This window comes from Chloroflexota bacterium (assembly GCA_015478725.1).
Lineage (GTDB): Bacteria > Chloroflexota > Limnocylindria > Limnocylindrales > CSP1-4 > C-114.
The window spans coordinates 14,619-40,999 of record JADMIG010000003.1 but is presented as its reverse complement, the minus strand read 5'-3'; the positions used below and the strand labels follow the sequence as shown (position 1 = coordinate 40,999).

Here is a 26,381-nt window from a genome sequence, read left to right as displayed (position 1 = left end):
GGTCAACCACGACCGGCCTCGCGCTCCACGGGCGGCGGGGCGGTCACGACGGGCGCGGTGGCCGTCGTTCCAGGGGCCGGGGCGGTCACGACGGGCGCGGTGGTCGTCGTTCCGTTCGGCGGTTCCGAGTCCGGGATCACCCGCTCCGCGAGCGCGGAGAGGAACGACAGCGGACGGAAGCCCGGCAGGCCGAGCGTGTCGGATGGTGGCGTCTCGAACGTCGCCGGGACGAGATACCGGAGGAGCGCCGAGACCTCCGCCCGAAGCTCCATCCGCGGCACGACCCGGTCGAGGAACCCGTGCTCGAAGAGGAACTCGCTCCGCTGGAAGCCCGGCGGCAGCTCCGTGGCGATCGTGCCCGCCTGGACCCGGGCGCCGGCGAACCCGATGAGCGCGTTCGGCTCGGCGAGGTTGACGTCACCGAGGACCGCGAAGGAGGCGAAGACGCCTCCGGTCGTCGGGTCCGTGAGGATCGAGACGTACGGCACGCCCTCGGCGCGGAGTCGTTCGAGCGCCGCGACCGTCTTCACGAGCTGCATGAGGGCGAGCGTCCCTTCCTGCATCCGGGCGCCGCCGGACGCCGAGACGACGATGAGGGGGATCCGCGCCTCGAGGGCGGCTTCCGCGGAGCGGGTCACCTTCTCGCCGACGACCGCCCCCATGGACCCGCCCATGAACGCGAAGTCCATGACGCAGATGGCGACGGCCCGGCCCCCGATCGCCCCGAGGCCCCAGATGGCCGCGTCGCGCATACCGGTCGCGACCTGTGCCGCGGCGACCCGATCCGGGTACGCCTTCTGGTCCACGAACCCGAGCGGGTCGACGGACTGGAGCCCCTCGTCGCGTTCCTCGAACGAGCCCGGGTCGAGGAGAAGCCCGATCCGCGCGCTCGCCGACAGCCGGAAATGGTGGCCGCAGTTCGGGCAGACCCGGTGCTGCTTGTCGAGCTGCTTGTTGAAGAGGAGCTCCTCGCACGATGGACACTTCGTCCACAGGTCCGGCGGGTAGCTGTCGCGGCGCTGGCGGAACGAGGGCAGCTTGATCGGCATCAGCCGAGTCCCCGGCTGGGACGGGTGTGCCGCCAGGCGAAGAAGGCGGCACCGGCGAGCGACAGCGCGGCGGAGGTGAGGGCACCGCCGATGAGGAGCGGACGAACACGCCGGGCGGCCTCCGAGCCCACCGCCGGTCGCTCCTCGAGGTCGGGCCACGGGACGACGGCCGCGGCGCCCGCGGAGGTGACACCGACGCGTGCGGAAGTGACGCCGACGCTCGCCAGCCGCGTCGCGAGGCGCTCCTCGAAGCGGAACGATGGGTGGACCCGGCCGAGCTCCGCGACGAGCTGTCGGGCCGCGATCCGGATGGCCGGGTCGAGGTCGCTCGGCGCCGGGACGTCGATCGCATGCCGATCGCCGGCGGCGAGGAGCGCGTCGAGGTAGCGCTCCGTCCGCAACGCCTCGGCGGCCGGTCGCGGCAGTGGGAACGGGCTCACCGGCCCCGGCCGCCGAGGTCGCGGTGACCGAGGTCGCGCCCGCCGAGGTCGCGGGCGACGCTCCGCAGGGCGCGATGGATGAGCACGCGGACCGCGCCCTCCGAGCGGCCGAGGATGCCGGCGATCTCGGCCGTGGACATCTCCTCGACGAACCGCAGGACGAGGGCCCGACGGCGGTCGGCCGGCAGCCGCCCCACGGCGCGCCACGCGGCCGCGGCCTCGGCACGATCCGTCACCCGTCCCTCGAGATCGAGCGGATCGGCGACGGCGGTCGCCGCATCGAGTGTCGTCGTGGGGTGTCGACGGCGAGCGCGGCGCTGGTTCGCGACGACGTTGCGAGCGACCCGGAAGAGCCAGACCCGGAACGTCGAGGCGCCCTCACCATCCGCCGGCCGGGCACGCTCCTCGAAGCGCCCGAGATGGGTGAATGCGAGGAGGAACGTCCGCTCGGTGGCGTCCTCGGCATCGTGATGGTCGCCGAGCTCGTAGTACGCGTAGGAATACACCTGGGCAAGGTACCTGCGATAGAGGGGTTCGAACGCGGAGGCGTCGCGACGGGCCGCCTCCACGAGCGCGCGGTCGCGATCGAGATGGCGCACCCGCGAGCGTCCCGCCTCCTCCGCGGCGCTCACCCTTCCAAACACCAGGCGGGCCATCCCGTTACACCGGTCCGGCGAGACGAAGGTTGACGATCTCGCCGCTCATCACGTGCCGCTCGCCGTGGGGGGCGTCCGGATCCGCGACGACGAGCGCCCCGGAGCGGGGGTCCACGCCGAGGGCGCGGACCACCTCATCGCGATCCACCGTGCCATCCACCGCGCGGGTGGCCGTGCCATTCACCGCGCCGCCGACGAGCCGGACGTCCCGTCCGGTCGTCACCTGCCGGGTCACCCAGTCGCCGGCGTCGAAGCGCCCGCTCCGGAGGGCGAGGACGCGGGGCTCGACTCGCGCCGTGAACGCGTCGAGGAGGAAGGCGAGGTCGATCGGGCGGCCGCCGGAGACCTCGGCGAGGCTCGTCATCGTCGGGGCGAGGTCCGCCGGGAAGGCGTCCGGCCGCCAGCCGGCGTTCACGCCGATGCCCACGATCGCCCGGGGATCGCTGGTCCCGAGACCGCCTGTCTCACCGAGCACGCCGGCGAGCTTGCGGAGCGCGCCCGCGCGTGGATCGGCCGGCCCGCCGTCCTCGACGACGAGGTCGTTCGGCCACTTGAGGCGGATCGATCGATCGCGGAGGACGGCCACCTCCTCCGCCGCGTCCGCCATGGCCAGCGCGACGACGGCCGCCAGCTGCCAGGTCCGCTCCGGGGGGAGCCACGTGGGACGGAAGCCGAGCGAGAGGAGCAGCGCCGCGCCGTCGGGAGCCCGCCACGTTCGGCCGGAACGACCGCGGCCCGCGGTCTGCTCGTCCGCGATCGCGAGGCAGACCTCGGGGCTCCCGGTCGCGAGCCAGTCGCGGACGACGTCGTTCGTGGAGCCCACGACCGCGAAGCGCTCGGCCCGGCTGAAGAACTGCGCCTCGGACGGCGTACCCTCGGTCGGCGTCGCCGTGGGCGAGGCCCCCTCGGGGGACGTGGCCGGGCTCACGGCGTCGACGGTGTCGGCGGCGTGGGCGATCACGCGGTCGCCGGGACCGCGCCGATGGCGTCCGGCTGTTCGAGCTCGAATGCCGCGTGGAGCGCGCGGACCGCCGTCTCCACGTCCTCCTCGGCGATCATGCACGTGATCCGGATCTCCGATGTCGAGATCATCTCGATGTTCACACCGGCGTCGGCGAGGGCCCCGAACATCCGGGCCGCGTAGCCCGGGGCGTTCTGGATCCCGGCTCCCACGATGGACACCTTGGCGACGGACGGATCCACCGTCAGCTCCCGGAATCCGAGCTCCCCCACGGTGGGTTCGAGGAGCCGGCGCGTCCTGGCCAGCTCGATCCGGGGCACGGTGAACGAGAGGTCCGTCGCTCCGTCGTGGCCAACGTTCTGGACGATCATGTCCACATTGATGCCGGCGTCCGCGAGCGGCCCGAAGACGGCAGCGGCGACGCCCGGCCGATCCGGGACCGCGACGAGGGTGACCTTGGCCACGTTCCGATCGTGGGCGAGTCCCCTGACCTTGTTCCGTTGTTCCACGAGCGGATCCTCCGCGATGAGCGTCCCCGGGGCGTCCTCGAAGGAGCTGAGGACCTCGATGATGACGCCGTTCACCCAGCCGAGCTCGACGGCTCTCGTCTGCATGACCTGGGCGCCCTGGTGGGCGAGCTCGAGCATCTCCTCGTAGCCGATGCGGTCGAGCTGGCGGGCGTGCGGGACGATCCGCGGGTCCGCCGTGTAGATGCCCCGGACGTCCGTGAAGATCTGGCAGCGATCGGCGGCGAGCCGCGCGGCGAGGGCGACGGCCGTCGTGTCCGAGCCGCCGCGCCCGAGCGTCGTCGTCTCACCCGCCTCGCCGGCGGGCTGGCTCAGTCCCTGGAAGCCGGCGACGATGACCACCTTGCCGGCATCGATCTCCTGTCGGACCCGGGTGGGTTCGACTCCGGCGATCCGGGCCTTGCCGTACCGTCCGTCCGTCGTGATCCCGGCCTGGGCGCCCGTCAGGCTGATCGCCGGGACGCCGATGGCGTGGAGTGCCATGGAGACGAGCGTTGCGCTCTGGTGCTCGCCCGTCGCGAGGAGGACGTCGAGCTCCCGGGAGTCCGGCTCGTCCGTGATGGCGGCAGCGAGCTCGAGGAGCTCGTCCGTCGTGTCGCCCATCGCCGAGACCACGACGACGAGCTCGGAGCCGGCCGCGCGCTCGCTGGCGATCCGCCGCGCGACCCGGCGGATGCGGTCCGCATCGGCGAGCGACGAACCGCCGAATTTCTGGACGACGAGGGGGGCTGGCATCGCGGGGATTCTAGCAGCGGGCTCCGAAGGCACCCCACGGGGCGGCGGCAGTGCGGGCGCGAGGCGGGGCCAAGAGGCGGGGCGTCGGTCGCGAGGCGCTGCCTCCCTCCGATCCTGCCATCTGCTCACCAGGCGGTCGCTCGTCCGTCCAATCCTGCCGGATGCCCGCCACATGAGCAGGTGACGGTTCGCCGGTCCGAGAGGTGGGCCGGGTCACGCACGACGCACCCGGACCGGGTTCTCCCGGACAATGCACCCGCCGACCAACGCCCGCGTGGAGACCATTTGACAGCTTCCGGCCGGGCGAGGGGTTCCGGCCGGGCGAGGGGTTCGGCCGGGCGAGGGGTTCCGGCCATCCGACCGGGTACGGGTCATCCGACCGGGTACGGGTCATCCGACCGGGTACGGGTCATCCGGCCGGGCGAGGGGTTCCGGCCATCCGACCGGGTACGGGCGCACCGCTCTGGGCCGCTCCGACGTATGCTCGCCCGACCGCGACGCCGATCCGCGGCACATCGATCCGTCACGGCCGAACCGCGACGCCGATCCGCGGTGCCACGCGATCCGTCACGCCCATCCGCGACGCCGCCCCCTGCTCCCGCGACTCCCCAGGAGGGTCCGACCATGTGCTTCCCTGACGGGGCCGTTCCGCCGATCGCCCGGATCGCCGGCGGCGCACTCGATTCGTCGACATTCGTCCTCACGACGAGCGACGGCGCCCGCCTCGACGCGTTCGCGGCACGGCCCGCGAACCCCACCGGCGCGGCGATCGTCATCATCCCGGACATCCGGGGCCTCAGTCCCTTCTACGAGGAGCTCGCCCTCCGGTTCGCCGAATCCGGCGTGCATGCGGTCGCGTTCGACTTCTACGGCCGGACCGCAGGGCCCGTCGCCGAGCGAGGGTCGGACTTCAACGGCATGGAGCACGCCGGGCAGACCACCTGGCTCGGCATCCGGGCGGACCTCGATGCCACGATCGAGCGCCTCCGATCGGCGAAGGACCGAGCGCCGCGGTCCGTCTTCGTGGTCGGCTTCTGTTTCGGTGGCCGGTTGGCATTCGACGCCGCCTCGCTCGATATCGGCATCGCCGGCGCGATCGGCTTCTATGGCCTGCCGACCGGCTCCGGCCGCAATGACGCCCCGGTCCCGGTCGAGGTCGCCGATCGAATGCGCTGCCCGATCCTCGGGCTCTTCGGTGGGGCGGATCGGGCGATCGGTCCGGACGCCGTCGCCGCGTTCGAGGCTGCCCTCGCCCAGGGCGGCGTCGAGCACGAGATCGTGACGTACCCGGATGCGCCGCATTCATTCTTCGACCGGACGTTCGAGGAGCACGCCGGGGCATCGGCGGACGCCTGGGCCCGGACGCTTGCCTTCATCCGGGCTCACACGGCGCCGGCCGGAGCGGGTGGGCCGGCCTGATCCGGCGGTCCCGCGGGACCGACCGGCGGCGACGACCGCCAGGTGATCCGGCGGACGAGGAACGCGAGGACGAGGAGCACGAGCAGAAGTCCGATCAGGATCGGCAGGCCGACGACGGCGATCCAGATCCCCACCGTCGCGAGGCCCTGACCGAGGCCGAGGAGCTGAGCGGCCGCCCGGTCGAACTCGGCACCTGGATCCCAGCCCTTCGAGGTCTCCTTCACGGCGGCCGGCGGCGGCGCCTGGAAGAGGACGGTGAGGCTCGACATCGCCGCCTGATCCTTGAGGTGCGCCTGCTGCGTGGACAGCTCCTCGATCTGGCCCTGGACGGCGGTGAGCTGGTTCTGCACGTCGAGGATGTCCTGGATCTTCGTCGCCTTCGCCATGATCGCCTGGAGCGCAGATTCGGTGACCCGGAGGTTGTCGAGCCGGGCACCGAGATCGAGCACCTGGCCGGTGACCTCGGACGAATCGGTCTTCAGGTCGTCGACCTTGGTGGCGATGCCGCGGAGGGCATCGAGCGCGTTCTCCCAGCGATCGGCCGGGATACGGTACGTGACCGACGCCATCGCCCGGTCGCCGGAGTTCGACTCGACGGAACCGCTGACGTAACCGCCGAGGCCGAGGATCGCGGTCCGCGCCCGGAGGAGCGCATCGCCCACAACGGGGACCTCGATCGTCAGGGAGCCAGTCCTGACAATGTATGTCGTGTTCGTGACGACGCCCGGGCTGGTCGTCCCGGCGCCCGTGCCCGTCCCTCCGTTCGAGACGGCGGCCCCGGCAGCCGCCGTGGCCGCGGCACCTGCGGCCGGGACCGCGACAGGTCCGCCCGCGGGTCCGGTGATCCCGGTACCACCGTCCGCCGAGCCGGTGGTGCCGCCGCTCGCGAGGCTGCGGAACACCGGGGCGGCGGCGCTCGAACAGGCGGCGACGACGGCCATGACGACGAGGATCGACGCGACCCCGATGCCCCGGACGAGGGTGCGCCGGGATCGGGTGCGGGAAGTGGACGGCATCGAGAGGACCTCCGAGTCGCCGGCGGAGCCGTCGGCGGTGGGTCCCGGACGCGCGGGCCGGGGGACCGGTTCCGAAGGGCGGACCGGAGCCTGCCCGGAGTGGGCGGACCGAGCGCGGGCCCGGCGCGAGCCGACCGGCGCCGGCGCGGACGAGGCCCTCAGGTGCGGCTGAGGATCCGCGCCCCGGTGTTCCGCGGGCTCACGACCTCCACGCGCCCGACGAGATCGCGGTCCGCCGCGAGCGCCGCGAGCGCGCCTTCGATCCGGCTCAGGGTGGAGACGGAGTCGGCAAAGGCGATGACGGTGGACCCGGCGCCGGATAGGCACGCCCCGATCGCCCCGGCCTCCAGGGCCGCCGCGATGAGGAGTGGCAGCTCGGGATAGGCGGCCGCGCGATATGGCTCGTGAAGCCGATCGACCGTCAGTGCGGCGAGGAGATCCGTGCGACCCGTCGCGAGGCCGGCGACGCCGACCGCGACGCGCCCGATGTTCGCGACCGCGTCGGCGAGCGGTACGACCGCCGGGAGGGCTTGCCGCATCTCAGCGGTGGACAGGCGGAGCTCCGGGATGAAGAGGACGGCGCGGAGGTCGCGCGGCGAGTCGAAGCGGAGCGCCTCGATGCGCGGCGAGGGACCGTCGTCCATTGGCGCGGCGACCGTGAAGCCGCCGAGGAGGACCGCGGCGGCGTTGTCCGGGTGCCCTTCGATCGCCGAGGCGATGCGGAGAAGGTCGGGCGCGGTGAGGGGCTCACCGAGCAGTGCGTTGCCGGCGAGCACGCCGCCGACCGTCGCGGCGGCGGACGACCCGAGCCCGCGCGAGAGCGGGATCCGGTTGTGCATCTCGATCCGCCAGCCGATCCCCTCGGGGAGCGGTCCGCGGACCTCCTCGAGGACCGCCTCGAGTCCGCGGACGAAGCGGTTCGTACGATCGGACGGCAACTCGCCGACGCCTTCACCGTGGACGACGAGATCGATCGCGCCGCGGCTCCAGCCGCGGACCTCGAGGTCGATCCGGTCGACCTTCGCGAGGGCGAGGCCGAGGCAGTCGTATCCGGCACCGAGATTGGCCGACGAGGCCGGCACCTCCACGGAGATCCGCCGGCCGTCGAGCTCGGCAAGCCAGTGGATCACCACCCGAGGGCACCGGCGATCGCGGCGACGCTCGGTCCGGCCTCGAGGATGGGCGAGACGATCGATTCGGCGGTGTGCGGATCCTTGAGGCCGTTGCCGGTGAGGACACAGACGATGAGCGCGTCGCGGTCCAGTCGACCTGCCCGCGCGAGCTTCGCGATGCCGGCGACCGACGCCGCGGATGACGGCTCGCAGAACACGCCCTCGGTCCGCACCAGGCCGCGGTACGCGGCGAGGATCTCCTCATCGGTGACCGCCTCGATGAGGCCGCCGGACTCGTCGCGGGCGGCCGTCGCCTTCGTCCAGGAAGCGGGGTTGCCGATCCGGATCGCCGTCGCGATCGTCTCCGGGCGTTCGATCGGGTGGCCAGCCACGATCGGCGCTGCGCCGGCGGCCTGGAACCCGAACATCCGCGGCACGGCGACGACGATGCCGGCCTCGCGATAGGCGCGGAACCCGGCCCAGTAGGCACTGATGTTGCCGGCGTTGCCGACCGGGATGGCGAGGATGTCCGGCGCCCGGCCCAGGTCGTCGCAGACCTCAAAGGCGGCCGTCTTCTGGCCCTCGAGGCGGTACGGGTTCACCGAATTAACGAGCGTGATCGGATGATCGCCCTGCTCGGCGAGGGTGCGGACCGCCGCGAGGGCCTCGTCGAAATTCCCGTCGATGGCGACCACTCGCGCTCCGGCCACGAGCGCCTGGAGGAGCTTGCCAAGGGCGATCTGGCCCTTCGGCAGGACAACGACGACCTCGAGATCCGCGGCCGCGCCATAGGCGGCGGCGGAGGCCGACGTGTTGCCGGTCGAGGCGCAGATGATCCCCCGCGCCCCCGCCTCGAGCGCCTTGGCGACGGCGACGACCATGCCCCGATCCTTGAACGAACCGGTCGGGTTCTGCCCCTCCACCTTGACGTGGAGGCGGTCGAGCCCGAGCTCCGCCCCGAGACGACGGAGATGGACGAGCGGCGTGCCACCCTCGCCGAGGGTGAGCGCCGGCGTGGCGTCGGTGACCGGGAGGAAGCGCCGGTAGCGTTCGACGAGGCGAGGGCGAGCGGGCCCGAGCAGGCCGGCGGAAGTCGGGGTCACACGGTGGATTGTACGGGCGACGCGCCGACGAGCGACGGGCGGCGGGCAGCGGCCCGCCGGGCGGCGGTCAGGAGCGGGGCGCGGGCTCGTCGGCCGGGAGGATCGCCTCGTTCGGTGGGACGCCCGCGCCGGCGAGCGACGCTCGGACGACCTCCAGGGCGACGCGCGGGACGTGGATCGCGGTGCCCCCGTCAAGGGCGACCACGCGGACGCCGGCCATCGCCGCCACACCGTCGCCGGCCATCGCCGCCAGGTCGGCCGGCGCGGCTCCGGGAACGACCGCGAACCAGCCGCGATCCGGGGCCGCGTCCGGTGGCCCGACGAGGACGCCGTCCTGGGCCCGGGATGCGGGCGCGAGGCCGGCCCACGTGCTTCCCGCGCCCCGGGCGACGGCGATGAGGTCGCCGAGCACCGCGCTCGAGGTCGCGGCGCCGCCCGCGCCGGGTCCACTCATCGCGACGCTCCCGATCGGGTCCGCCCGGACTTCGATCCGGTTCATCGCCCCGGCCGTCCGGCCGAGTGGGTCGGCGAGGGGAACGAGCGTCGGCAGGACGGATGCCGCGATCCGCCCGTCGTCCAGCCGCCGGGCATCGGCCACGAGCCTGATCGCCGATCCGAGCGCGGCCGCCGCGGCGATGTCGATCGCCCGTATGCCGGTGATCCCGGGTCGCCCGGGCACGCCACCCGGGGCGGGGCCGGTGCCCGCGCCGACGACCGGCGGACGGCGCACGATCGCGGTCGGATCGACCCACACCCCGAAGGCGAGCCGGATGAGGATGACGAGCTTGTTGACCGCGTCGGTGCCCTCGACGTCCGCGGAGGGGTCGGCCTCGAGGAAGCCGGCCGCCTGGGCCTCCGCGAGGATGTCCGCGTAGGCGCCTCCGTCCGACGCCATCCGGCTCAGGATGAGGTTCGTCGACCCGTTGACGATGCCGCGGACCCTGCTCACCCGGTTGGCCGCGAGGTCCGCCGCGAGCGGTCCGAGGATCGGGATCCCGCCCCCGACCGCCGCCTCGAAGCGGAAGGTCGCCCCCGTCGATCGGGCGATCGCCTCGAGCTCGGCGCCGTGATGGGCGATGACGTGCTTGTTGGCCGTCACCACCGGCTTGCCGGCCGCGAGGGCCGCAGCGATGAGGGTGCGAGCCGGTTCGTCGCCACCCATCACCTCAACGACGACGTCCGTGTCGGGCGCCGCGACCAGGTGCGCGGGAGCGTCAGTGAGCAGCTCGGGAGGGAGGCCGGAGCGACGGGCTCGATCGAGGTCGCGGACGGCGATGCCGGCGAGGGCGAGGCGTGGTCCGCCGTGCACGGCGAGCCGGTCGGGGAACGACTCGAACGCCCGGGCGACTTCGCGCCCGACGGTCCCGGCCCCGAGCAGGGCGACCCGCAGCGCGGTCCGAGTCACGGGACGGGCGGGAGCGGGGGAGACTGGGCCATGCCCGCGATGGTAGCCGAGCGACGGTCCGCCTCGGGTACACTCGCCGACCATGGCCATCGACCACGCTCCGGCTCCCGCTCCCCTCGCCGGGACGTCCGCCCGGCCGCGGATCTTCAGCGGCATCCAGCCGTCCGGGATCGTCCACCTCGGCAACGACCTCGGCGCGATCCGGAACTACGTGACGCTCCAGTGGGAGTACGAGGCGATCTACTGCATCGTCGACTACCACGCGCTCACGAGCAGCCACGATCCGGACCTTCTGCGCCGCCGCACGATCGAGATGGCGGCCTCGCTCCTCGCCCTCGGCCTGGACCCGGACCGCTGCACCCTCTTCGTGCAGAGTCATCGCCCCGAGCACACCGAGCTCGCGTGGCTCCTCTGCACGGTCACGCCGGTGAGCTGGCTCGAGCGGACCCCGACGTACAAGGAGAAGAAGGCGAACCAGCCGGATGACATCAACCACGGCCTGTTGACGTACCCGGTCCTGCAGGCCGCCGACATCGTCATCTACAAGGCGTCGCTCGTCCCCGTCGGGCGCGACCAGGCCGCTCACCTGGAGCTGTCGCGGGAGATCGTCCGCGCCTTCAACGCCCGCTACGGCCAGACGTTCCCCGAGCCGCAGGCCGTCTTCACGGAGGCGCCCGTCGTCATCGGCACGGACGGCGTGAGGAAGATGAGCAAGTCACTCGGCAACACGATCGACATCTTCGCCGAGCCGGCGGTCGTGCGGAAGCAGGTCATGTCCATGGTCACGGACACGCAGCGGATCCTGCGGACGGACCCCGGCAGGCCGGAGGTCTGCAACGTCTGCCAGCTGCAGCGCCATTTCGGCGACGACTACGACGAGCTCTGGGACGGCGAGCGGACGGCACGGACCGGCTGCGTGGACATGAAGCGGCTGCTCGGCGACCGGATCGTCGCCCGCTACGCCGCGGCCCGCGAGCGCTATCGCGAGCTCATGGAGCATCGGGGAGAGGTCGCCGGAGTCCTCGAGGCCGGCGCCGACCGGCTCCGGCCGATGGCCGAGGCGACGATGGCCGAGGTCCGCGAGAAGATGGGCCTGCGCTGACCTCGTGCGGCGGCGAGCGGCCGTCGATCGGGGCGGTCTACCATCACGGCATGGGGAGGGGCCCGCCACTCCCCCACGGATACTGGCACTCCCCGCGGACAGAGGCACGGCCCGACCGATGTCGACGACCCTGACGGACAGAGAGCGGCGCTGGCTCGACACGCTCCTCGTGCTCGCCACCGTCGCCGCGGCGTTCATCGTCGCCACGTTCGCCGCGAACCTCTTCTTCTTCTTCGGCGACATCGTCCTCGTCTTCTTCCTCGCCTGGCTCCTCGCCTTCATCCTGAGCCCGCTCGTCGGCGCGATCGCCCGGCGGATTCCCGCCCTGCCCCGGGTCGTCGCGGTCGTCCTCGTCTACGCCCTCCTCCTCGGCGCCATCTCGATCCTCGTCATCGTCGTGGCCCAGGCCCTCGCCGGCTCGATCAGCGAGTTCATCGCCGGCGTGCCACAGCTCAAGCACGACCTGCCGACGGTCCTCGGGCCGTGGCAGAGCCGGCTCTCCGCCGTGGGACTCGGCCAGATCGACCTCGTCGCTCAGGCCGAGGCCTTCCTCGCCAACCTCAAGGACTACGCCGCCCAGCTCGTCGGGCCGCTCCAGCAGCTCGCCGTGGCGAGCCTCGGCGCCTTCGGCAGCCTCCTCCTCGTCCTCGTCCTCTCGCTGTACATGGTGGTCGATCGTGACCACATCCTGTCATTCCTCTTCCGGGTCGTTCCGCCGGCCTACACGGACGAGGCCCGCCTCCTCGAGACGAGCGTCGCCCGTTCGTTCGGCGGCTTCCTCCGCGGCCAGGCCCTCCTGGGGCTCTCGTACGCGGTCGTGGCCGCCGGGACGAGCGCCGTCTTCGGCCTCGGCTTCCTCGCCGTGACGACGACCGCCTCCGGGATCCTCATGGCCATCCCGTTCTTCGGTCCGTTCGTCTCGTGGCTTCCGCCGGTCCTCGTTGCCATCGTCCTCAAGCCGGACGCGGTCCTGCCGACGATCCTCGTGATGGCCGTCGGCTGGTTCATCGTCATGAACGTCCTCCAGCCCAGACTCATGCAGGAGGCGGTCGGCATCCACCCGATCGTGGTCGTCGGCTCCGCCCTCATCGGAAGCAAGGTCGGCGGGATCGGCGGAGCGATCTTCGGCATCCCGATCGTCGCCGTCATCAGTGCGTTCTTCTTCCACTACCTGTCACGGGCACGGAGTGGCACCTCGGTCGCCCACCGCGCTGCGGCCCGCCTCGAGGCGCGCGAGGGCCGCAGTGTCCGGGTGCCGCGCGAGCCGTCGCCGGGCGCCGATCCGGACGTGGAATCGGCTCCGTGACGGAGGGCCGCGATCGCGACCGGGCGGCCGATCCGGACGGCACCCGTGAACGGGCCCGCGGCGAGCGTCGCGACGTCGACAAGGAGCGCGGCGAACCGCTCGCCGGCGGGGCCCCGCGGAACGCGCCCCGGGCGCTCCTCGCGAGAGCGCGTCCTCTCCGCGACTGGACGAGCCGTCCGCGGATCCTCGTGACGAACGACGACGGCATCGAATCACGCGGGCTCTTTGCCCTCAAGGAGGCCCTCGACCGGATCGGCGACACGACGGTCGTGGCGCCGGACACGAACCAGAGTGCGGTGGGCCACCAGAAGACCCTCATGCGGCCACTGCGGGTCCGCGAGCGGACCCTCACCGACGGGTCGGTCGGCTGGTCGATCGACGGCTCGCCGACGGACGCGGTGAGCATCGCCTTCCTCGGCTTCTTTGGGCACGGCTTCGATCTCGTCGCGTCCGGCATCAACTACGGAGCGAACCTCGGCGACGACATCACCTACAGCGGCACCGTCAGCGCGGCGATGGAGGCCGTGATCAACGGCTGCCCGGCGTTCGCGATCAGCCAGGAGTATTACGAGCATCCGGACTTCGCCCTCGCCGCACAGGCGGCGGCGACCGTCGCCCGGAACATCCTGGAGCACGGCCTGTCGCATGGCGAGCTCGTCAACGTCAACGTCCCTGCCGTCGCGCCCGGGGAGTGCGACGGCTTCGAGGTGACCCGCCTCGGCAAGCGGGTCTACCAGGACGAGCTCGTCGAGCGCCGCGACCCGCGCGGCATCCCGTACTACTGGATCGGTGGCCAGCCGCCGTCCGGGGTCGCCGTCGAGGGGACGGACTTCCACGCCGTGGTCAACCGCCGGATCGCCGTGACGCCCATCCACCTCGATCTCACCGGCCGGCGCCTGCTCCGTCGGCTCCGGACGTGGAGCTGGGACCTGACGGACGGTTCCGAGGCCGGACCATCCGCCGAGTGAGACCGTCAGGCGAGACCCGCCGAGTGAGACCGTCAGGCGAGACCCGCCGAGTGAGACCCGCCGAGTGAGACCCGCCGAGTGAGACCCGCCGAGTGAGACCGCCAAGCGAAGATCGTTACAGCGATGAACCATTCATGGATGAACGATTTCTGGCGGCGCGGGGCCTGTCAGCCTGGCTGCGGGGGGACTGGTCAGCCTGGCTGCGCCCCTAACCGCGCCTGCGGCGCCGCCCGTCGGCGAGGATCTCCCGGGCGGCGTTCGCCCCGGGCGCTCCCGTGACGCCACCGCCCGGGTGCGCGCCGGAGCCGGCAAGGTAGAGCCCCTCAAGCGGCATCCGGTAGCGGGCATGGCCGAGGAGCGGCCGCCAGAGGAACCACTGGTCGAGGCCCGGCTCGCCGTGGAACGGGTGGCCACCGCTGAGCCCATGGTCGCGTTCGAGGTCGAGGGGTGTGACGACCTGGCGGGCGACGACCTGCCGCCCCAGTCCGGGTGCGTACCGCTCGAGCTCCCGCACGACGAGGTCGCCGAGCTCGTCGCGACGACTGTCCCAGTCGCCCTCGCGGAGGGAGAAGGGGAACCACTGAGCGATCACGCTCATGACATGCGGCGGGCCCTTCCGTCGCCCCAGCGAGGCCTCCGCGACGAGCGAGGGATCGACGAGTGACGGGACCGTCGCCTCGAGATACGGGTGCTCGCTCATCGCGCCGTATTTGCTCGCATCGAAGGCACGCTCGAGCGCGTCGATGCCGGGCGCCATGACGATCCGGCCCCGGAGGAGGCGCGGCCCGTCGTCCCCGGCGGCGACGAAGCGCGGCAGGCCGGCGAGGGCGAGGTTCACCTTCGCGACCGTCCCGGGGGTCCGGATGTTGGCGGCTCGCCAGCCGAGCGTCGGGCCGACGACGACCGGATCGACGAGACGGCTGAGGAGCCGTTTCGGATCGATCCCGGCGACGACGATCGGGGCGCGGATCTCCTCGCCGCCGGCGAGCGTGACGCCCGTCACCTGCCCGTCGCGATCGGTCACCGCGACGACCTCCGCGCCGGTGCGGATCGTGCCACCGTTCGCCCGGATCGATCCGCCGAGCGCGTCCGCGAGAGCGCCAGGACCACCCCGAGCGAAGACGGACTGGCCGGCCGCCCCGCCGTCGTTGCCGGCCGAATCGGCGAGGAGCACGGCGGCTGAGCCAGCGGACCACGGCCCCATCGCCGTGTACTGGATGCCGCGGGCAGCGATGGCCGCCCGCAGCGCGTCCGTCTCGAATGCCTCGGCGACGAAGTCGGCGACGGCCATCGGGAGGACCCGCAGGACCGCCTGCGCGTCATGCCGGCCGAGACCCCGGAACGAGCGGCCGAGCCGCAGGCCGGCGACCGCGTCGCCGAGCGACGGCGCCTTCATGTCCGGCGGCGTCATGGTCGCGAGCTGCGCGATGAACCGGCCGAGCGACCGGACGAGGCGGTCGAACTCGGGATACGCCGTGGCATCGTGGCCCGATCGCGCCCGCAGGCCGTTCGCGGTCCGGGCAGCATCGGCCCACAGTGCGATGGCGCTCCCGTCGGGCGCGGGGGCGAAGGCTCGGACCTCCGGCGTGACGAGCGACAGCCCGTGATCGCGGAGCCGCAGATCCCGGACGACCGAGGGCCCCAGCCGTCCGACCGTGTGGGCGAGCGTCGGGACCCGGAAGCCGGCACCGAGCGTCGACGTCACGGCCGAACCGCCGATCCCCTCGCACCGCTCGAGGACGAGGACCCGCCAGCCGGCGCGAGCGAGATAGGCAGCCGCGACGAGGCCGTTGTGCCCGCCGCCTACGACGATCGCGTCGAGATCGCCGATCGTCCGGGCGCCCACCATCAGGCCGCGGTCCGGCGACGCGTCCGGAGGAGCTCGAGCGCGGCGAGTCGACCGTTCGCGCCCATGATCCCGCCACCCGGGTGGGTGGCAGAGCCGCACAGCCAGAGGTCGCGGATCGGCGTCCGGTAGCGGGCGTGGCCGGGGACCGGGCGGTTGAAGAACAGCTGCTCGAGGCTCAGCTCGCCCTGGAAGATGTTGCCCTCCGTGAGCCCGAAGCGACGCTCGATGTCGAGCGGGGTGAGGACCTGGCGATGGAGGACGATGTCCCGGATGTTCGGGGCGACCTCGGCGATCCGGTCGATGACGGCGTCGCCGAACGCCTCGCGATTGTCGTCCCATGTCCCGAGGCTCGGATTGAGGTGGTATGGGGCGTACTGCACGAAGCAGCTGATGACGTGCCTGCCAGGCGGCGCCATGGACGGGTCGACGAGGGTCGGGATGATCATGTCGATGTACGGTCGGCGGCTCCAGCGGCCGTACTTCGCGTCGTCGTAGGCGCGTTCCATGTCGTCCACGCTCGCGCTGAAGCTGATCGCGCCGCGGAGGTGCTCGCCATCGCCGGGCAGGCACGTGAAGTCCGGCAGCCGGTCCACGGCGAGGTTCACCTTGCCGGAGCTGCCGCGGAACCGGACGCGGCGGATCTCCGCCTCGAACTCCGGGTCGAGGGAGCCGGGCTCGAGGAGGCCAAGGAAGGTGAGCCGAGCGTCCACCGAGCTCAGCACCGCGTCCGTCCGGATCTCCTCTCCAGACTCGAGGACGACTCCCACGGCGCGCCCGTCACGGACGAGGACCCGGGCGACCGGCGCCTCCAGGCGGATCTCCGCGCCGAGCGCACGGGCCGCACTCCCGATCGCCTCCGAGACGCTGCCGGTGCCGCCCTTCGGGATGCCCCAGGCACGGAACGCGCCGTCGATCTCGCCCATGTAGTGGTGGAGGAGGACATACGCCGTACCGGGGCTCCGGACACCCTGGAATGTGCCGATGATCCCGGACGCGGACATCGTCGCAATGAGCGGCTCGATGGTGAACCACTGGCGGAGGAAGTCGGCCGCGCTCATCGTCATGAGCTGGACGAACACCTGCTGCTGGAGCTCAGGGAGGCGCTGGAACGCGCGGAGGAGGCCCCCGAGCGGGGCGAACTGGCGAGGGTCGAGGCCGGTCGGGTCGGGCGGGACGATGGACAGGATCGGCTTGATGAAGCGGGCCATCTCCACCATGAGCCGGCCGTACTCCTCGTACGCCTCGGCGTCGATCGGATTCCAGCGGCGAAGCTCGCGCATCGTCCGGCCGTGATCGTTCACCCGCCAGAGGTGGTCGCCATCGAGCGGGGTGAACGTCCCGTCGAGCGGCAGGATGTCGAGCCCGTGGCGTGGCAGGTCCAGGTCGCGGATGATCTCCGGCCGGAGGAGGCTGACGACGTAGCTCGCGACCGAGAACCGGAAGCCGGGGAAGACCTCCTCCGTCACGGCCGCCCCGCCGAGGACGTGGCGCCGCTCGAGGACGAGGACCCGCAGGCCGGCCCGGGCGAGGTACGCGGCACTGACGAGGCCGTTGTGGCCGCCGCCGATGATCACCGCGTCGTAGCGCTCGGCCACCCGGATCCTCCATGCGCGGCCGACGCGTCGCGCCCCGGTCCGATGCCCTGACTGTACCCGACACCCTGCTCCGCCCGCCGACGGTTCGGGCCCTCTGCGTGTGTCGCATCGTATACTATGGTACCCACATCATCTCGCACACGGAGGTGCCCGCCATGGTCATGGTAAGGACGAACATCACCCTTCCGCAGGAGCTCCTCGCGCAGATCGATGCCGTGGCGGGACCGCGCCACCGGAGCTCGTATGTGGCCTCGATCATCGAGAAGCAGGTCCGGCGCGACCTCCAGAAGAAGGTCTTCGAGGAGACCGCCGGGGCGATGATCGGCAAGCCCGGCTGGATGAACCCGGATGAGGCGCTCGCCTTTGCCAAGGAGCTCCGGGCGAGCTGGGACCACCCCGAGTGAGATACATCCTCGATACGTGTCTCCTGATCGACCATGCGGACGGACTCCGCCCCGCGGTGGAGCTCGTCGCCCGCCTGTTCGAGGAACCGAACGACCTCTTCACCTGCGACGCGATCACCGCTGAGGCGTTGTCGCGAGGGACGGACGAACACCTTCGATCGGTCCGCTCGATGTTGGGTGTCCTCGAGTACGTCGCGACGACACCGGATGCCGCCCGATGGGCGGGCGAAAGCCGCCGGCGGCGCGGTCAGACGAGCCATCGGACACTCGGCGACGCGCTCATCGGCAGCGTCGCCTGGCTCATCGGGGCCACCGTCATCACCCGCAACCCGGACGACTTCATCTCCCAGGAGATCCCGGTCCTCACCTACTGACGCTCCCCTGCTGACGCGCCCGTTCGGCGATACTGACGGTCCCGCAGTTCGGAGGAGTTCGCCGTCGTGAGCATCGGCACGCCGTTCCACCCGCGGACCGCGCCGCTCAACGGGAAGCTGCAGTGGCGCGAGTGGGCCGGCTACCTGGCCTCGAGCTCGTACGCGGACGCGCCGGACATCGAGTACGCGGCGATCCGCGGGGCCGCCGCGCTCATCGACGTGAGTCCGCTTTTCAAGTACGAGGTGCACGGCCCCGACGCGCTGCGACTCGTCGACCGGGTCATCACCCGCGACGCCACGAATCTCGCCGTGGGACAGGTGTACTACACGCCGTGGTGCGACGAGGCCGGCAAGGTCATCGACGATGGGACGGTCCATCGGCTCGCGGAGGATCGCTTCCGCTGGACCGCGGCGGACCCGCAGCTTCGCTGGCTCGATCAGAACGCCCGCGGCCTCGATGTCTCGATCGAGGAGACGACCGAACGGACGGCCGCCCTCGCCCTCCAGGGGCCGCGCTCGCGGGACGTCCTCGAGGCAGCGGCCGGCGCGTCGTTCACGGACCTGCGGTACTTCCGGCGACGCCCGGCCACGATCGCCGGCATCGCCGTGGACGTCAGCCGGACGGGGTACACGGGCGACCTCGGATTCGAGCTGTGGGTGCCGGCCGAGCGGGCAGTGGAGGTCTGGGACACCGTCGTCGACGCCGGACGGTCGCATGGGCTCAGGCCAGCCGGAATGCTCGCCCTCGACATCGTCCGTCTCGAGGCGGGACTCATCCTCCTCGAGGTCGACTACACGAGCGCCCGGCACGCCATGAACGCCGAGCAGGCCTATTCGCCGGCGGAGATCGGTCTCGGGCGTCTCGTCGACCTCGACAAGGCGGAGTTCGTCGGCCGTCGCGCGCTCCGAGCGGAGGCTCGCGCCGGCGGCCCGCCGCGACGCCTCGTCGGCATCGAGCTCGACTGGGCGGGGATCGAGGCGCTCCACGCGGCCCAGGACCTGCCGCCCGCTGCGCCGGGGATCGTCTCCCGCACGCCGGTCCCGGTCTTCGACGGCTCCGGACGGCGGATCGGCCGGGCGACGAGCGTCGGCTGGAGCCCGATCCTCAAGCGTGCCATCGCCCTCGCATCGGTCCCTGCGGCGTTCGAGGCGCCGGGCACGCGGCTGGCGATCGAGTGGACCGTCGAGGGGATCCGAGGCCGGGTGGACGCCTCTGTTGTTCGGCTCCCGTTCCTCGAGCTGCCGCGCCGGCGCGCCTGACGCTCAGGCGGCGACCAACGCTCAGGCGGCGACCAACGCGAGGGCCGCGCAGAGCGCGCTGAACGTCGCCTGGTCGAGGCCGGTCCCGCGTGCCGTCCACGACGGGTTCGAACCCGCATCGACGTAGAGGACGAAGCCACCGCCGAGTGAGCCGAGCTCCCCCTGCCGGTCGCCGAAGGCGGACGGGCCGACGAAGAGGTCGTGCGGCGAGCAGGCGCTGGCGCCGTCCGTGCACCAGTGGCCCTCCTTGAGCTCGAACGTCCATCCGGACTGGTTGCGGTACTCCACGTTCATCTGGCCGCCGTTCGCCAGCCGGTACGACCCGGAGACGATGGACCAGCCGGTGGGCATGACCGCGCAGTAGACCGGCCACTGGACGGCCTGGGCGATCGCGACGAAGAAATCCTTCGTCGCGGCGCTGCCGGAGCAGGCCGCGGCCGCAGAATCCGCTCCGCTCGGGACCGGCGATCCCGACGCCGTGGGTGGCGGCGATCCCGACCCGGATGGGCCCGCCGATCCGCTGCCGGGCCCGGGCGACGCCGTGTCGCCGGGCAGAGCCGGGCTCGCCGAGGCGACGCCGGCAGGCGTGGCCGACGGGTTCGTCGAGACGGACGGCGGGGCGGTCACCGATCCGCAGGCGGCGGCGACGAGCACGACCGCCGCAAGGATCGGCAGCGATCGGACCCGGCGATGCCCGACAGGGATCCCGGTGGGCGCGCGGTTCACCCCCTGAGACTAGCGGCCGCGGCGGTCGAGGGTCAACGCGCGATGCGTGCGAGGTCCCCGCGGCCTGGTAAGTCCGAGTGAAGCGACGCCTGCGACGATCACCGCCTCGCCCTCCCTCCGCCGCTCCCACCACCCTCCGCCGCTCCCACCACATCCGCCGGAGGAGGTCATGGATCGTGTCGCACGAACGACGGTGGCGACGATGGCTCTCGGCAATCCTGCCCGCGCTCGTCCTCACCGCACTGCTGGCGGGCCCGGCCCGCGCCGCGTATCAGGCGTCGGCGGATTCGAACCAGACGGCATTCAGGCCCCCCTGCGTGGGGTTCACGGACTCGTTGCCGGGCAAGATGCTGACGGCGGCGAAAGCCGCGTACAGCGGCCTCGGCTATGCGACCGGGGCGTTCAGCGGGACCTCGTTCACGAAACGACACACGCTCGCACGGACCATCGACGACTGGGGTTACTACGTCCATTCGCACGGCGACTACTACTACAACCCGGACGGGCGGCGGTACTCCGGATTCCGCGAGGACGCCGGTTCGTGCAGCCAGGCGATCGTCTATTCGAAGGACATCGCCGCGAAGCGGGCCGGCCGCGAGTCGAACCTCGTCGTGATCTCGACCTGCCACAACGGGGACTCGAACACGACGCTGCCGGCCGCCTTCGGGATCGAGAAGGTCAAGGCGACCGGGTCGGCGTGGAACGGCCCGGAGTTCTTCCTCGGCTACCTCGGAACGGCATACGACAACGACGAGTGGATGTTCGAGCAGCGGTTCTGGGATGCCCTCGCGTCCCACCACCGGGTCGGCGAGGCGTTCGACATCGCCTATCTCGGATCGTTCACGCACCGCGACTTCCGGGCCGACTGGTGGGGCAGCTACAACGGCTACGGGCTCCCCGGCCCGTACAACCCACCCTGCCCGAACTGCCTGTAGAGGAGTCGACATGCGTCGCTGTTCCTTCTTCGCTCGTCCCGTCCTTCGTCGCCGCACCCGCCGGGCAGCCCTCGGCGGGGCGCTCGGTCTCGCCACGATGACGGTCCTCGCCACCGGAACGCCGGGATCGGCGGCCGACTCGTTCAGGGCCGGCACACCTGGTGTCGAGGCCCGTGCGTTGGCCGGCACGCTCGCAGGCCCGACCATCGCCCTCGCGACCCGGTCGGCGGAGGCTCTCGGGTTGCCGCCGGCCGTCACGCGGACCGTGAGCCACGTGACGGATCGGTTCGCCTCGACGGAATACGACGAGGTCGCCGAGGCCGACGCGACCGGTCGGCTCACCGCGTTGCAGCGCTTCGATCGCGGCGGCAGGCTCCTCGCCGCGGTCCGCTTCGGCTGGACCGGCGACGGCGGACAGCCCCTTCGCGGTGAGGGGGCGGTTCGGCAGCGGGGCGATCAGCTCGCCAGCGCCGCGTTCGGTGCCGTGCCCGATGGAAGGGCCCGGATCCTCCGCGGCCCGTCCGGCTCCGGCTGGACCGTCAGCTGGGAGCGCTCGGCCGGCGGGATCCCCGTCCGCGGTGACGGCGTCCGGATCCAGCTCTGGCCGGACGGATCCACCCACAGCGTGAGCCGGACGGCACGGGAGCTCGCTCCGGCGCCCGCGACGGCCATCGCCAGGGCGGCGGCCCGGGCCATCGTGGAGGCCCAGCTCGATCGATGGTTCGCCGGGACGGACCGATCGGGTGTTGCGATCACCGCCCTCAGCCTCGCCTGGACGGCACCGAACGACACGTTCGCGCCGGAACGACCGGACGCGCCCGGGTCCATCCTCCGGCTCGCCTGGGTTGCGACCGTCGGGACGCGCGGCGCACTCGCGCAGCGACTCGGCGGGCTCGAGCTCGCCATCGACGCCGGCGACGGCTCCCTCATCGCAGGCGACGTCATCCGATGAGCACCCACCCGCCGAACCGCCGTCACGCCACGAGAGCGACCGCGCCCCTCGCGGTCGCTCTCGTGCTCGCCGCTGCCGCGGCCTGCGGCGGCCCCCTGCCCCCATCGCCGACGGGCGGCTCGGGAGGCGCGAGCCACTCGACGTCGCCATCGCCCGTCCCAGCGACTCAGCGGATCGGCCTCTGGTGTCTCTGCGGGAACGCGGACGCGATCGAGCTGCACCAGCCCTTCGATCGAGCGACGTCCGTCGCCCTTCCGGCGACGCCGAGCGGGCCGGTGTGGGCGTCGGGCGATGCTGCGGAAGGCTTCGTCCTCACGTTCGGTCGCGGAGCAGGGTTCCTCGACGCCGGGGCGATCTCCGGCACGGCCCCGCCACGATGGAGGGCCGTGGGCCTCACCGGCCCCACGGCGACGGACGCGGCGCGAGCGTGGACGTTCGGGACGGTCTCACCGGACGGGCGGCAGGTCGCGGCGATCTTCGGTCGGCCCGGCACCGGCGCCCGGGACGCCCGCCTGCTCGTCGCGGACCGGACGTCCGGCCGGGCACGAACGATCGCACTCGGCTTCGAGGAGGACGGGCGGGCGGCGCTCTGGCTCGATCGTCGGACGGTCGCCGTCCCGGTCCGCGACGCCGAGGACCGACCGGCCCTCGCGATCGTCGACCTGTCGACGGACCGGATCACGACGCTCGCGACCGGCGCCGGGGCGATCTCCGCCGCTGGCGACGTCGGCGTCGTCGCCTATCAGTCGCGCGACGACGGGCGGATCCGGATCGGGCCGCTCGCGGCGTTCCGCGCTGGGGAATCGCTCGCCGAACTGCCGGTCGGCGACGGGTCAGGCCGGACCGCCGGCCAGATGCTCCTCGATCGGACGGGCGTGCGCCTCGCGGTGACCTGGCTGGACGAGGCGGGAGATCCTGAATCCATCGTCGTCTACCGCTGGTCGGCGGACGGGTGGTCCCGCAGCGGCGAGGTGCCGCTGCGGGCTGGCACGACCCGCGCGGTCCTCGCCGGGTTCGACCCGTGAGGTTTCGTCAGTCGAGCGTCAGACCGCGGCGAGCTCGGGCGAGGCCGCGGCGAAGATGGAGACCTGCGCCTCCTCGGGCAGCATGATCCCGAAGATCTTCTGGAGGGCGAGGAGATGGACGCACGATCCGAAACTCGCGAAGTAGTGGCAGGTGCAATGCCACGTACCGGCGTCGAGAGTCACGGCGTGCGTGTCGTTGTCGCCGCGGAAGGTGAGTGACAGACGGTCGATGCTGATGCGGTCCAGCTCGCGCGCGTAGCGATTCGCCTTCTCGACCTTGCCGATGAGGGAACTGTGCACGTGGTGACCCTCCGTGCCCCGGGTCGCCCGATCCGGGACGCTGACGAGGCCGCCGTCCGGTCCTTGCACCATCGACCGGTGATGGCGGTCGCACCACGGAGCCTACACCCTCCGGCGGCCCCGGTCATCCCCCGATCCGGTCACTGCCCGACCGGACCTCCGGTCGCCGCGGTTCAGGGCGCCGTCGTCGCCTCGCGGCCGTAGTCGTCCTCGAGTCGAACGACGTCGTCGAGCTCCGGGGTGGAGACCTCCATGAGCTCGACGTCCTCCATCGCCTCGTAGCGGTGGACCCGACCGGGCGGGACGTGGCGCCTGTCGCCCGGCCCGAGCTCGGTCGTCCGGACGATCCCCGCCTCGTCCGCGAGATGGAGCCGCATGCGGCCACGGACGACGAGGATCGATTCGTCCTTCACCTCGTGGTACTGCAGCGAGAGCCGGCGGCCGGCCAGGATGACGAGGATCTTGCCGACGTAGCGATCCGTCTCCGCCCAGATGATCTCGTGGCCCCACGGCTTGTCCACGCGACGGCCCGCCTCCGATCCGGCCACGCCCGGTGCGTCGGTCACGAGCCGCGGACCAGTCGCTCCCCGGCCTCGACCAGCGCGTCGCGGACCCCGGCGGACGTCGCCTCCGTGTAGACCCGGACGAGCGGCTCGGTCCCGCTCGTGCGAACGAGCAGCCATGAACCGTCGGCGAGGAAGAACTTGGAGCCGTCCTTCGTCTCAAGCGCCTGGCTCCGGACCACCGGCCGCCCGGCGAGCTCGGTCGGCGGCGTGTCGCCGAGGACCTCGACCAGCCGTTGCTTGACGGCGGCGTAGGCCGCCTGCTCGACGTGGACGTCGATCCGCCGATAGAACGACGGCCCGGCGAGCTCATGGAAGTGCTCGATGGCCCGCGAGACCGGCCACCGGCCGGCCGCTCGCTCGCGCAGGAAGAGGTCGAGGAGGAGGAGGTCCGCGTAGATCCCGTCGCGCTCCGGCAGGTGCATCCCGAATCCGAACCCGCCCGACTCCTCGGCCCCCATCATCGCCCCGGTCGCGATCATCTTCGGTCCGATGAACTTGAACCCGACGGAGGTCTCGTGGACCGGGATCCCGTAGTGGACGCCGAGGCGCCCGGCCATCGATGTGTTGTTGACGCTCACGACCACCGGCTGTCGGAGCCCGCGGTGCTCGGCGAGGTAGTACATGAGCAGGCCCGTGACCTGGAGCTGGTGGATGAACGTGCCGCGCTCGTCCGCCGCTCCGGCGCGATCGGCGTCGCCGTCGAGGAAGAGACCCAGGTCGTAGCCGCCGGCGGCGAGCATCCCGAGCGCCTCGTCGACGTTCGGTCGGATCGGCTCAGGGTTCACCCCGCCGAAGTACGGGTTCCGCTCCTGGTGGATCTCCGTGATCCGGATCCGGCCCCCGCCGAGGATCCGGCTGATCCATCCCGCTCCGGCGCCCCACATGGGCTCGACGAGGATGTGCGCATCCGCGGCCTTGAGGGCATCGATGTCCACGGTCCGCCGGACGTATCGCTCGTACCCGTCGTACGGATCGAAGCGCTCGACGAGTCCGGCGGCCTCGGCGTCCGCGAGCGGGCGACGGGCGATCGCCGTCCCGCCGTTCGCCGCGATCCGACCCTCGAGGACGGCGATGATCTCGGGGCCGGCGGCCGATCCCGTCGGCGCCTTGACCTTGAACCCGTTGTCCGTCCACGGGTTGTGGCTCGCGGTGATCATGATGCCGGCGGCCGCGCCGCGCTCCACGACCTCGTACGACGTCATCTGGGTCGGCACCGCGTGGGCGGCGATCGATACCGGGATGTCGTGGGCGAGGACGACCTCCGCGGCGGCGGCGGCGAAATGCTCGGAGGCGAAGCGGCGGTCATAGGCGATGACGACGCCCTTGGCCTGCTCACCCCGACCGACGACATAGGCCGCGACGCCGTCCGCGCAGCGACGCACGCTCTCGAACGTGAACTCATCCGCCACGCGGGCCCGCCAGCCATCCGTGCCGAAGACGATCGTCGTGGGGCGGGGAGCCTCGGCGATCGTCGTCATCCGCTGACCTCCTGGGCTGAGACGCGTTCGATCAGGGCGTCGACGATCGACCGGTCCGGCGCGGCACCGGCGAGGAGCGCGGTGGGTGCCGTGCTGATGCTACCGCGCGGGCCGTCGACCACGGCGAGCCTGCGGTCCCGGCGCTCGATGAGGAGGTCGTGCGGGCCGAGCGCCACCGCCTCGCCGGGCGGCACGACGCGGCCCGTGGCCCGGCCCCCGAGCGCGGCGAGCAGGGACGACCAGCCACCGAGGTCGCTCCAGCCGACGTCCATCGCCGCCATGACGACGCGATCGTCCCGGGCGGCGCCCTCCATGACCGCGTAGTCGATCGAGATCGGGGTGAGACGGTCGTACGCGGCAGCGAGGGCGACGGGCGAGCGCACGGCGGGCGCGATCGCGGTGAGCAGGGCCGTGTACCGCTCGAGCGCAAGGCGGATCGACGAGCGGCGCCAGAGGAAGATCCCGGCGTTCCAGGCGACGCCGGGCTGGGTGAGCAGCTCCTGGGCGCGCGGTGGCCGCGGCTTCTCCTCGAACGCCGCGAGCGGGCAGGCGCGAAGGCCCTCGATCGTGGCGCCCCGCTCGAGGTCGGGGATGAGGTAGCCGTACTCGGTCGCCGGGCGATCGACCGCGATACCGAGCGTGACGAGTGGCGCATCGATGCCGAAGGCCTCGCCGGCAAGGCCGGTCTCGGCGGCCGCCAGCACGCCGCGGAAGACGTCGTCGCGCTGCGGGTCGATCCCGTGGTCCGCCGGCAGGACGAGCATGACCTCCTCCTCCGGCCGGTCGATGGCGGCGACGGCGAGTGCGATCGCGGCGGCCGTATTGCGCCCGGTGGGCTCGGCGAGGATGCGGAAAGCCGGCAGTTGCGCCCGGACCAGGCCGACGTACCGCCGATCCGTCACGACCGTGACGTCCGTCACGACCCCCTCGTCGACGAGCGGCGACAGCCGATCGACCGTCCGCTGGAGGAGCGAGCGTTCGCCGAGGAGCGGAAGGAACGGCTTCGGGCGGTCCGGGGTGCTCAGCGGCCAGAGGCGCGTCCCGCCACCGCCGGCGAGGATAACGGCGTACATCGGTGGATTCTACGGGCCGCGCCGGGGCCGACGGTCAGCGGGCGA

Annotated in this window: 26 protein-coding genes; 10 read left to right on the top strand and 16 right to left on the bottom strand. The window is 72.3% G+C overall.

Annotated features, from left to right (window positions below; all coding sequences use genetic code 11):
- Positions 1-2: 2 nt before the first annotated feature.
- The 5 genes from IVW53_04180 to IVW53_04160 are packed head-to-tail and all read right to left on the bottom strand — an operon-like array spanning position 3 to position 4,368.
- The gene (locus IVW53_04180; protein MBF6604762.1) at positions 3-1,049 is read right to left on the bottom strand and encodes an acetyl-CoA carboxylase carboxyltransferase subunit beta; all 1,047 of its coding nucleotides are present in this window, start codon (positions 1,047-1,049) and stop codon (positions 3-5) included.
- The gene (locus IVW53_04175) at positions 1,049-1,489 is read right to left on the bottom strand and encodes a hypothetical protein (GenBank protein ID MBF6604761.1); all 441 of its coding nucleotides are present in this window, start codon (positions 1,487-1,489) and stop codon (positions 1,049-1,051) included. The genes IVW53_04180 and IVW53_04175 overlap by 1 nt, the downstream gene beginning before the upstream one ends.
- The gene (locus IVW53_04170) at positions 1,486-2,145 is read right to left on the bottom strand and encodes a sigma-70 family RNA polymerase sigma factor (protein ID MBF6604760.1); all 660 of its coding nucleotides are present in this window, start codon (positions 2,143-2,145) and stop codon (positions 1,486-1,488) included. The genes IVW53_04175 and IVW53_04170 overlap by 4 nt, the downstream gene beginning before the upstream one ends.
- Before the next feature lie 4 nt (positions 2,146-2,149).
- Positions 2,150-3,106, bottom strand: coding sequence for a biotin--[acetyl-CoA-carboxylase] ligase (locus tag IVW53_04165; GenBank protein ID MBF6604759.1), 957 nt, complete (start codon positions 3,104-3,106; stop codon positions 2,150-2,152).
- Positions 3,103-4,368 carry an aspartate kinase gene (locus IVW53_04160; protein ID MBF6604758.1) on the bottom strand — a complete coding sequence of 422 codons (1,266 nt, stop codon included), beginning with the start codon at positions 4,366-4,368 and terminating at the stop codon, positions 3,103-3,105. Before IVW53_04160 ends, IVW53_04165 begins: the two co-directional genes overlap by 4 nt.
- Before the next feature lie 624 nt (positions 4,369-4,992).
- Here IVW53_04160 and IVW53_04155 point away from each other — a divergent pair.
- The gene (locus IVW53_04155; GenBank protein MBF6604757.1) at positions 4,993-5,787 is read left to right on the top strand and encodes a dienelactone hydrolase family protein; all 795 of its coding nucleotides are present in this window, start codon (positions 4,993-4,995) and stop codon (positions 5,785-5,787) included.
- Here the strand turns inward: IVW53_04155 and IVW53_04150 are convergent.
- From IVW53_04150 to IVW53_04135, 4 genes are all read right to left on the bottom strand, one after another.
- Complete coding sequence (locus IVW53_04150) at positions 5,751-6,803, bottom strand: DUF4349 domain-containing protein (protein ID MBF6604756.1); 1,053 nt, start codon at positions 6,801-6,803, stop codon at positions 5,751-5,753. The genes IVW53_04155 and IVW53_04150 overlap by 37 nt on opposite strands.
- Positions 6,804-6,961: 158 nt before the next feature.
- The gene (gene thrB / locus IVW53_04145; GenBank protein ID MBF6604755.1) at positions 6,962-7,933 is read right to left on the bottom strand and encodes a homoserine kinase; all 972 of its coding nucleotides are present in this window, start codon (positions 7,931-7,933) and stop codon (positions 6,962-6,964) included.
- The gene (locus tag IVW53_04140) at positions 7,930-8,997 is read right to left on the bottom strand and encodes a threonine synthase (GenBank protein ID MBF6604754.1); all 1,068 of its coding nucleotides are present in this window, start codon (positions 8,995-8,997) and stop codon (positions 7,930-7,932) included. The genes thrB and IVW53_04140 overlap by 4 nt, the downstream gene beginning before the upstream one ends.
- A gap of 88 nt (positions 8,998-9,085) precedes the next feature.
- Positions 9,086-10,423 (bottom strand): homoserine dehydrogenase, encoded by a 1,338-nt coding sequence (locus IVW53_04135; GenBank protein ID MBF6604753.1) that lies wholly within the window; start codon positions 10,421-10,423, stop codon positions 9,086-9,088.
- Between the two features lie 82 nt (positions 10,424-10,505).
- Here IVW53_04135 and trpS point away from each other — a divergent pair, with 82 nt between their 5' ends.
- From trpS to surE, 3 genes are all read left to right on the top strand, one after another.
- Entirely contained in the window at positions 10,506-11,525 is a 1,020-nt protein-coding gene (trpS, locus tag IVW53_04130) for a tryptophan--tRNA ligase (GenBank protein ID MBF6604752.1), read from the top strand.
- 118 nt (positions 11,526-11,643) lie between these two features.
- The gene (locus IVW53_04125) at positions 11,644-12,831 is read left to right on the top strand and encodes an AI-2E family transporter (protein ID MBF6604751.1); all 1,188 of its coding nucleotides are present in this window, start codon (positions 11,644-11,646) and stop codon (positions 12,829-12,831) included.
- Between the two features lie 182 nt (positions 12,832-13,013).
- Positions 13,014-13,799 carry a 5'/3'-nucleotidase SurE gene (gene surE / locus IVW53_04120; GenBank protein ID MBF6604750.1) on the top strand — a complete coding sequence of 262 codons (786 nt, stop codon included), beginning with the start codon at positions 13,014-13,016 and terminating at the stop codon, positions 13,797-13,799.
- A gap of 208 nt (positions 13,800-14,007) precedes the next feature.
- On the opposite strand, the gene IVW53_04115 is transcribed toward surE, so the two are convergent.
- Together IVW53_04115 and IVW53_04110 are read right to left on the bottom strand one after the other, a co-directional pair.
- Entirely contained in the window at positions 14,008-15,648 is a 1,641-nt protein-coding gene (locus tag IVW53_04115) for an NAD(P)/FAD-dependent oxidoreductase (protein MBF6604749.1), read from the bottom strand.
- Positions 15,648-17,249, bottom strand: coding sequence for an NAD(P)/FAD-dependent oxidoreductase (locus IVW53_04110; GenBank protein ID MBF6604748.1), 1,602 nt, complete (start codon positions 17,247-17,249; stop codon positions 15,648-15,650). The genes IVW53_04115 and IVW53_04110 overlap by 1 nt, the downstream gene beginning before the upstream one ends.
- Positions 17,250-17,398: 149 nt before the next feature.
- Between IVW53_04110 and IVW53_04105 the strand changes: the two genes are divergently transcribed.
- The 3 genes from IVW53_04105 (at position 17,399) to IVW53_04095 (ending at position 19,281) form a co-directional block, all read left to right on the top strand.
- Positions 17,399-17,647 (top strand): hypothetical protein, encoded by a 249-nt coding sequence (locus IVW53_04105; protein MBF6604747.1) that lies wholly within the window; start codon positions 17,399-17,401, stop codon positions 17,645-17,647.
- The gene (locus IVW53_04100) at positions 17,644-18,021 is read left to right on the top strand and encodes a PIN domain-containing protein (protein ID MBF6604746.1); all 378 of its coding nucleotides are present in this window, start codon (positions 17,644-17,646) and stop codon (positions 18,019-18,021) included. Before IVW53_04105 ends, IVW53_04100 begins: the two co-directional genes overlap by 4 nt.
- 66 nt (positions 18,022-18,087) lie before the next feature.
- The gene (locus IVW53_04095) at positions 18,088-19,281 is read left to right on the top strand and encodes an aminomethyl transferase family protein (GenBank protein ID MBF6604745.1); all 1,194 of its coding nucleotides are present in this window, start codon (positions 18,088-18,090) and stop codon (positions 19,279-19,281) included.
- A gap of 21 nt (positions 19,282-19,302) precedes the next feature.
- On the opposite strand, the gene IVW53_04090 is transcribed toward IVW53_04095, so the two are convergent.
- Positions 19,303-20,007, bottom strand: a complete 705-nt coding sequence (locus tag IVW53_04090) for a hypothetical protein (GenBank protein MBF6604744.1) — start codon at positions 20,005-20,007, stop codon at positions 19,303-19,305.
- A gap of 176 nt (positions 20,008-20,183) precedes the next feature.
- On the opposite strand from IVW53_04090, the gene IVW53_04085 reads away from it, so the two are divergent.
- From IVW53_04085 to IVW53_04075, 3 genes are read left to right on the top strand one after another with little or no spacing between them, the layout of a single operon-like run.
- Complete coding sequence (locus IVW53_04085) at positions 20,184-20,942, top strand: hypothetical protein (protein MBF6604743.1); 759 nt, start codon at positions 20,184-20,186, stop codon at positions 20,940-20,942.
- A gap of 10 nt (positions 20,943-20,952) precedes the next feature.
- A complete protein-coding gene (locus IVW53_04080) occupies positions 20,953-21,894 on the top strand; it encodes a hypothetical protein (protein ID MBF6604742.1) in 942 nt (313 codons plus the stop codon).
- On the top strand, positions 21,891-22,919 hold the full coding sequence (locus tag IVW53_04075) for a hypothetical protein (protein MBF6604741.1): 1,029 nt from the start codon (positions 21,891-21,893) through the stop codon (positions 22,917-22,919). Before IVW53_04080 ends, IVW53_04075 begins: the two co-directional genes overlap by 4 nt.
- 18 nt (positions 22,920-22,937) lie before the next feature.
- Here IVW53_04075 and IVW53_04070 read toward each other — a convergent pair whose 3' ends face one another.
- From IVW53_04070 to IVW53_04055, 4 genes are all read right to left on the bottom strand, one after another.
- Positions 22,938-23,219, bottom strand: coding sequence for a hypothetical protein (locus tag IVW53_04070; GenBank protein ID MBF6604740.1), 282 nt, complete (start codon positions 23,217-23,219; stop codon positions 22,938-22,940).
- A 173-nt stretch (positions 23,220-23,392) separates the two neighbouring features.
- Positions 23,393-23,785 (bottom strand): cupin domain-containing protein, encoded by a 393-nt coding sequence (locus tag IVW53_04065; GenBank protein MBF6604739.1) that lies wholly within the window; start codon positions 23,783-23,785, stop codon positions 23,393-23,395.
- On the bottom strand, positions 23,782-25,263 hold the full coding sequence (locus tag IVW53_04060; protein ID MBF6604738.1) for a phosphoglucomutase/phosphomannomutase family protein: 1,482 nt from the start codon (positions 25,261-25,263) through the stop codon (positions 23,782-23,784). Before IVW53_04060 ends, IVW53_04065 begins: the two co-directional genes overlap by 4 nt.
- Positions 25,260-26,336 carry an NTP transferase domain-containing protein gene (locus tag IVW53_04055; GenBank protein ID MBF6604737.1) on the bottom strand — a complete coding sequence of 359 codons (1,077 nt, stop codon included), beginning with the start codon at positions 26,334-26,336 and terminating at the stop codon, positions 25,260-25,262. Before IVW53_04055 ends, IVW53_04060 begins: the two co-directional genes overlap by 4 nt.
- Between the last annotated feature and the right edge of the window lie 45 nt (positions 26,337-26,381).

What these genes read in the sequence shown, in the direction of transcription:
- IVW53_04160 (MBF6604758.1), bottom strand. Translation starts at nt 4,368, where the DNA reads ATGCCAGCCCCCCTCGTCGTCCAGAAATTCGGCGGTTCGTCGCTCGCC.
- IVW53_04105 (MBF6604747.1), top strand. Translation starts at nt 17,399, where the DNA reads ATGGTCATGGTAAGGACGAACATCACCCTTCCGCAGGAGCTCCTCGCG.
- IVW53_04060 (MBF6604738.1), bottom strand. Translation starts at nt 25,263, where the DNA reads ATGACGACGATCGCCGAGGCTCCCCGCCCCACGACGATCGTCTTCGGC.
- trpS (MBF6604752.1), top strand. Translation starts at nt 10,506, where the DNA reads ATGGCCATCGACCACGCTCCGGCTCCCGCTCCCCTCGCCGGGACGTCC.
- IVW53_04125 (MBF6604751.1), top strand. Translation starts at nt 11,644, where the DNA reads ATGTCGACGACCCTGACGGACAGAGAGCGGCGCTGGCTCGACACGCTC.
- IVW53_04155 (MBF6604757.1), top strand. Translation starts at nt 4,993, where the DNA reads ATGTGCTTCCCTGACGGGGCCGTTCCGCCGATCGCCCGGATCGCCGGC.
- IVW53_04080 (MBF6604742.1), top strand. Translation starts at nt 20,953, where the DNA reads ATGCGTCGCTGTTCCTTCTTCGCTCGTCCCGTCCTTCGTCGCCGCACC.
- IVW53_04180 (MBF6604762.1), bottom strand. Translation starts at nt 1,049, where the DNA reads ATGCCGATCAAGCTGCCCTCGTTCCGCCAGCGCCGCGACAGCTACCCG.
- IVW53_04115 (MBF6604749.1), bottom strand. Translation starts at nt 15,648, where the DNA reads ATGGTGGGCGCCCGGACGATCGGCGATCTCGACGCGATCGTCGTAGGC.
- IVW53_04170 (MBF6604760.1), bottom strand. Translation starts at nt 2,145, where the DNA reads ATGGCCCGCCTGGTGTTTGGAAGGGTGAGCGCCGCGGAGGAGGCGGGA.
- IVW53_04055 (MBF6604737.1), bottom strand. Translation starts at nt 26,336, where the DNA reads ATGTACGCCGTTATCCTCGCCGGCGGTGGCGGGACGCGCCTCTGGCCG.
- IVW53_04150 (MBF6604756.1), bottom strand. Translation starts at nt 6,803, where the DNA reads ATGCCGTCCACTTCCCGCACCCGATCCCGGCGCACCCTCGTCCGGGGC.
- IVW53_04075 (MBF6604741.1), top strand. Translation starts at nt 21,891, where the DNA reads ATGAGCACCCACCCGCCGAACCGCCGTCACGCCACGAGAGCGACCGCG.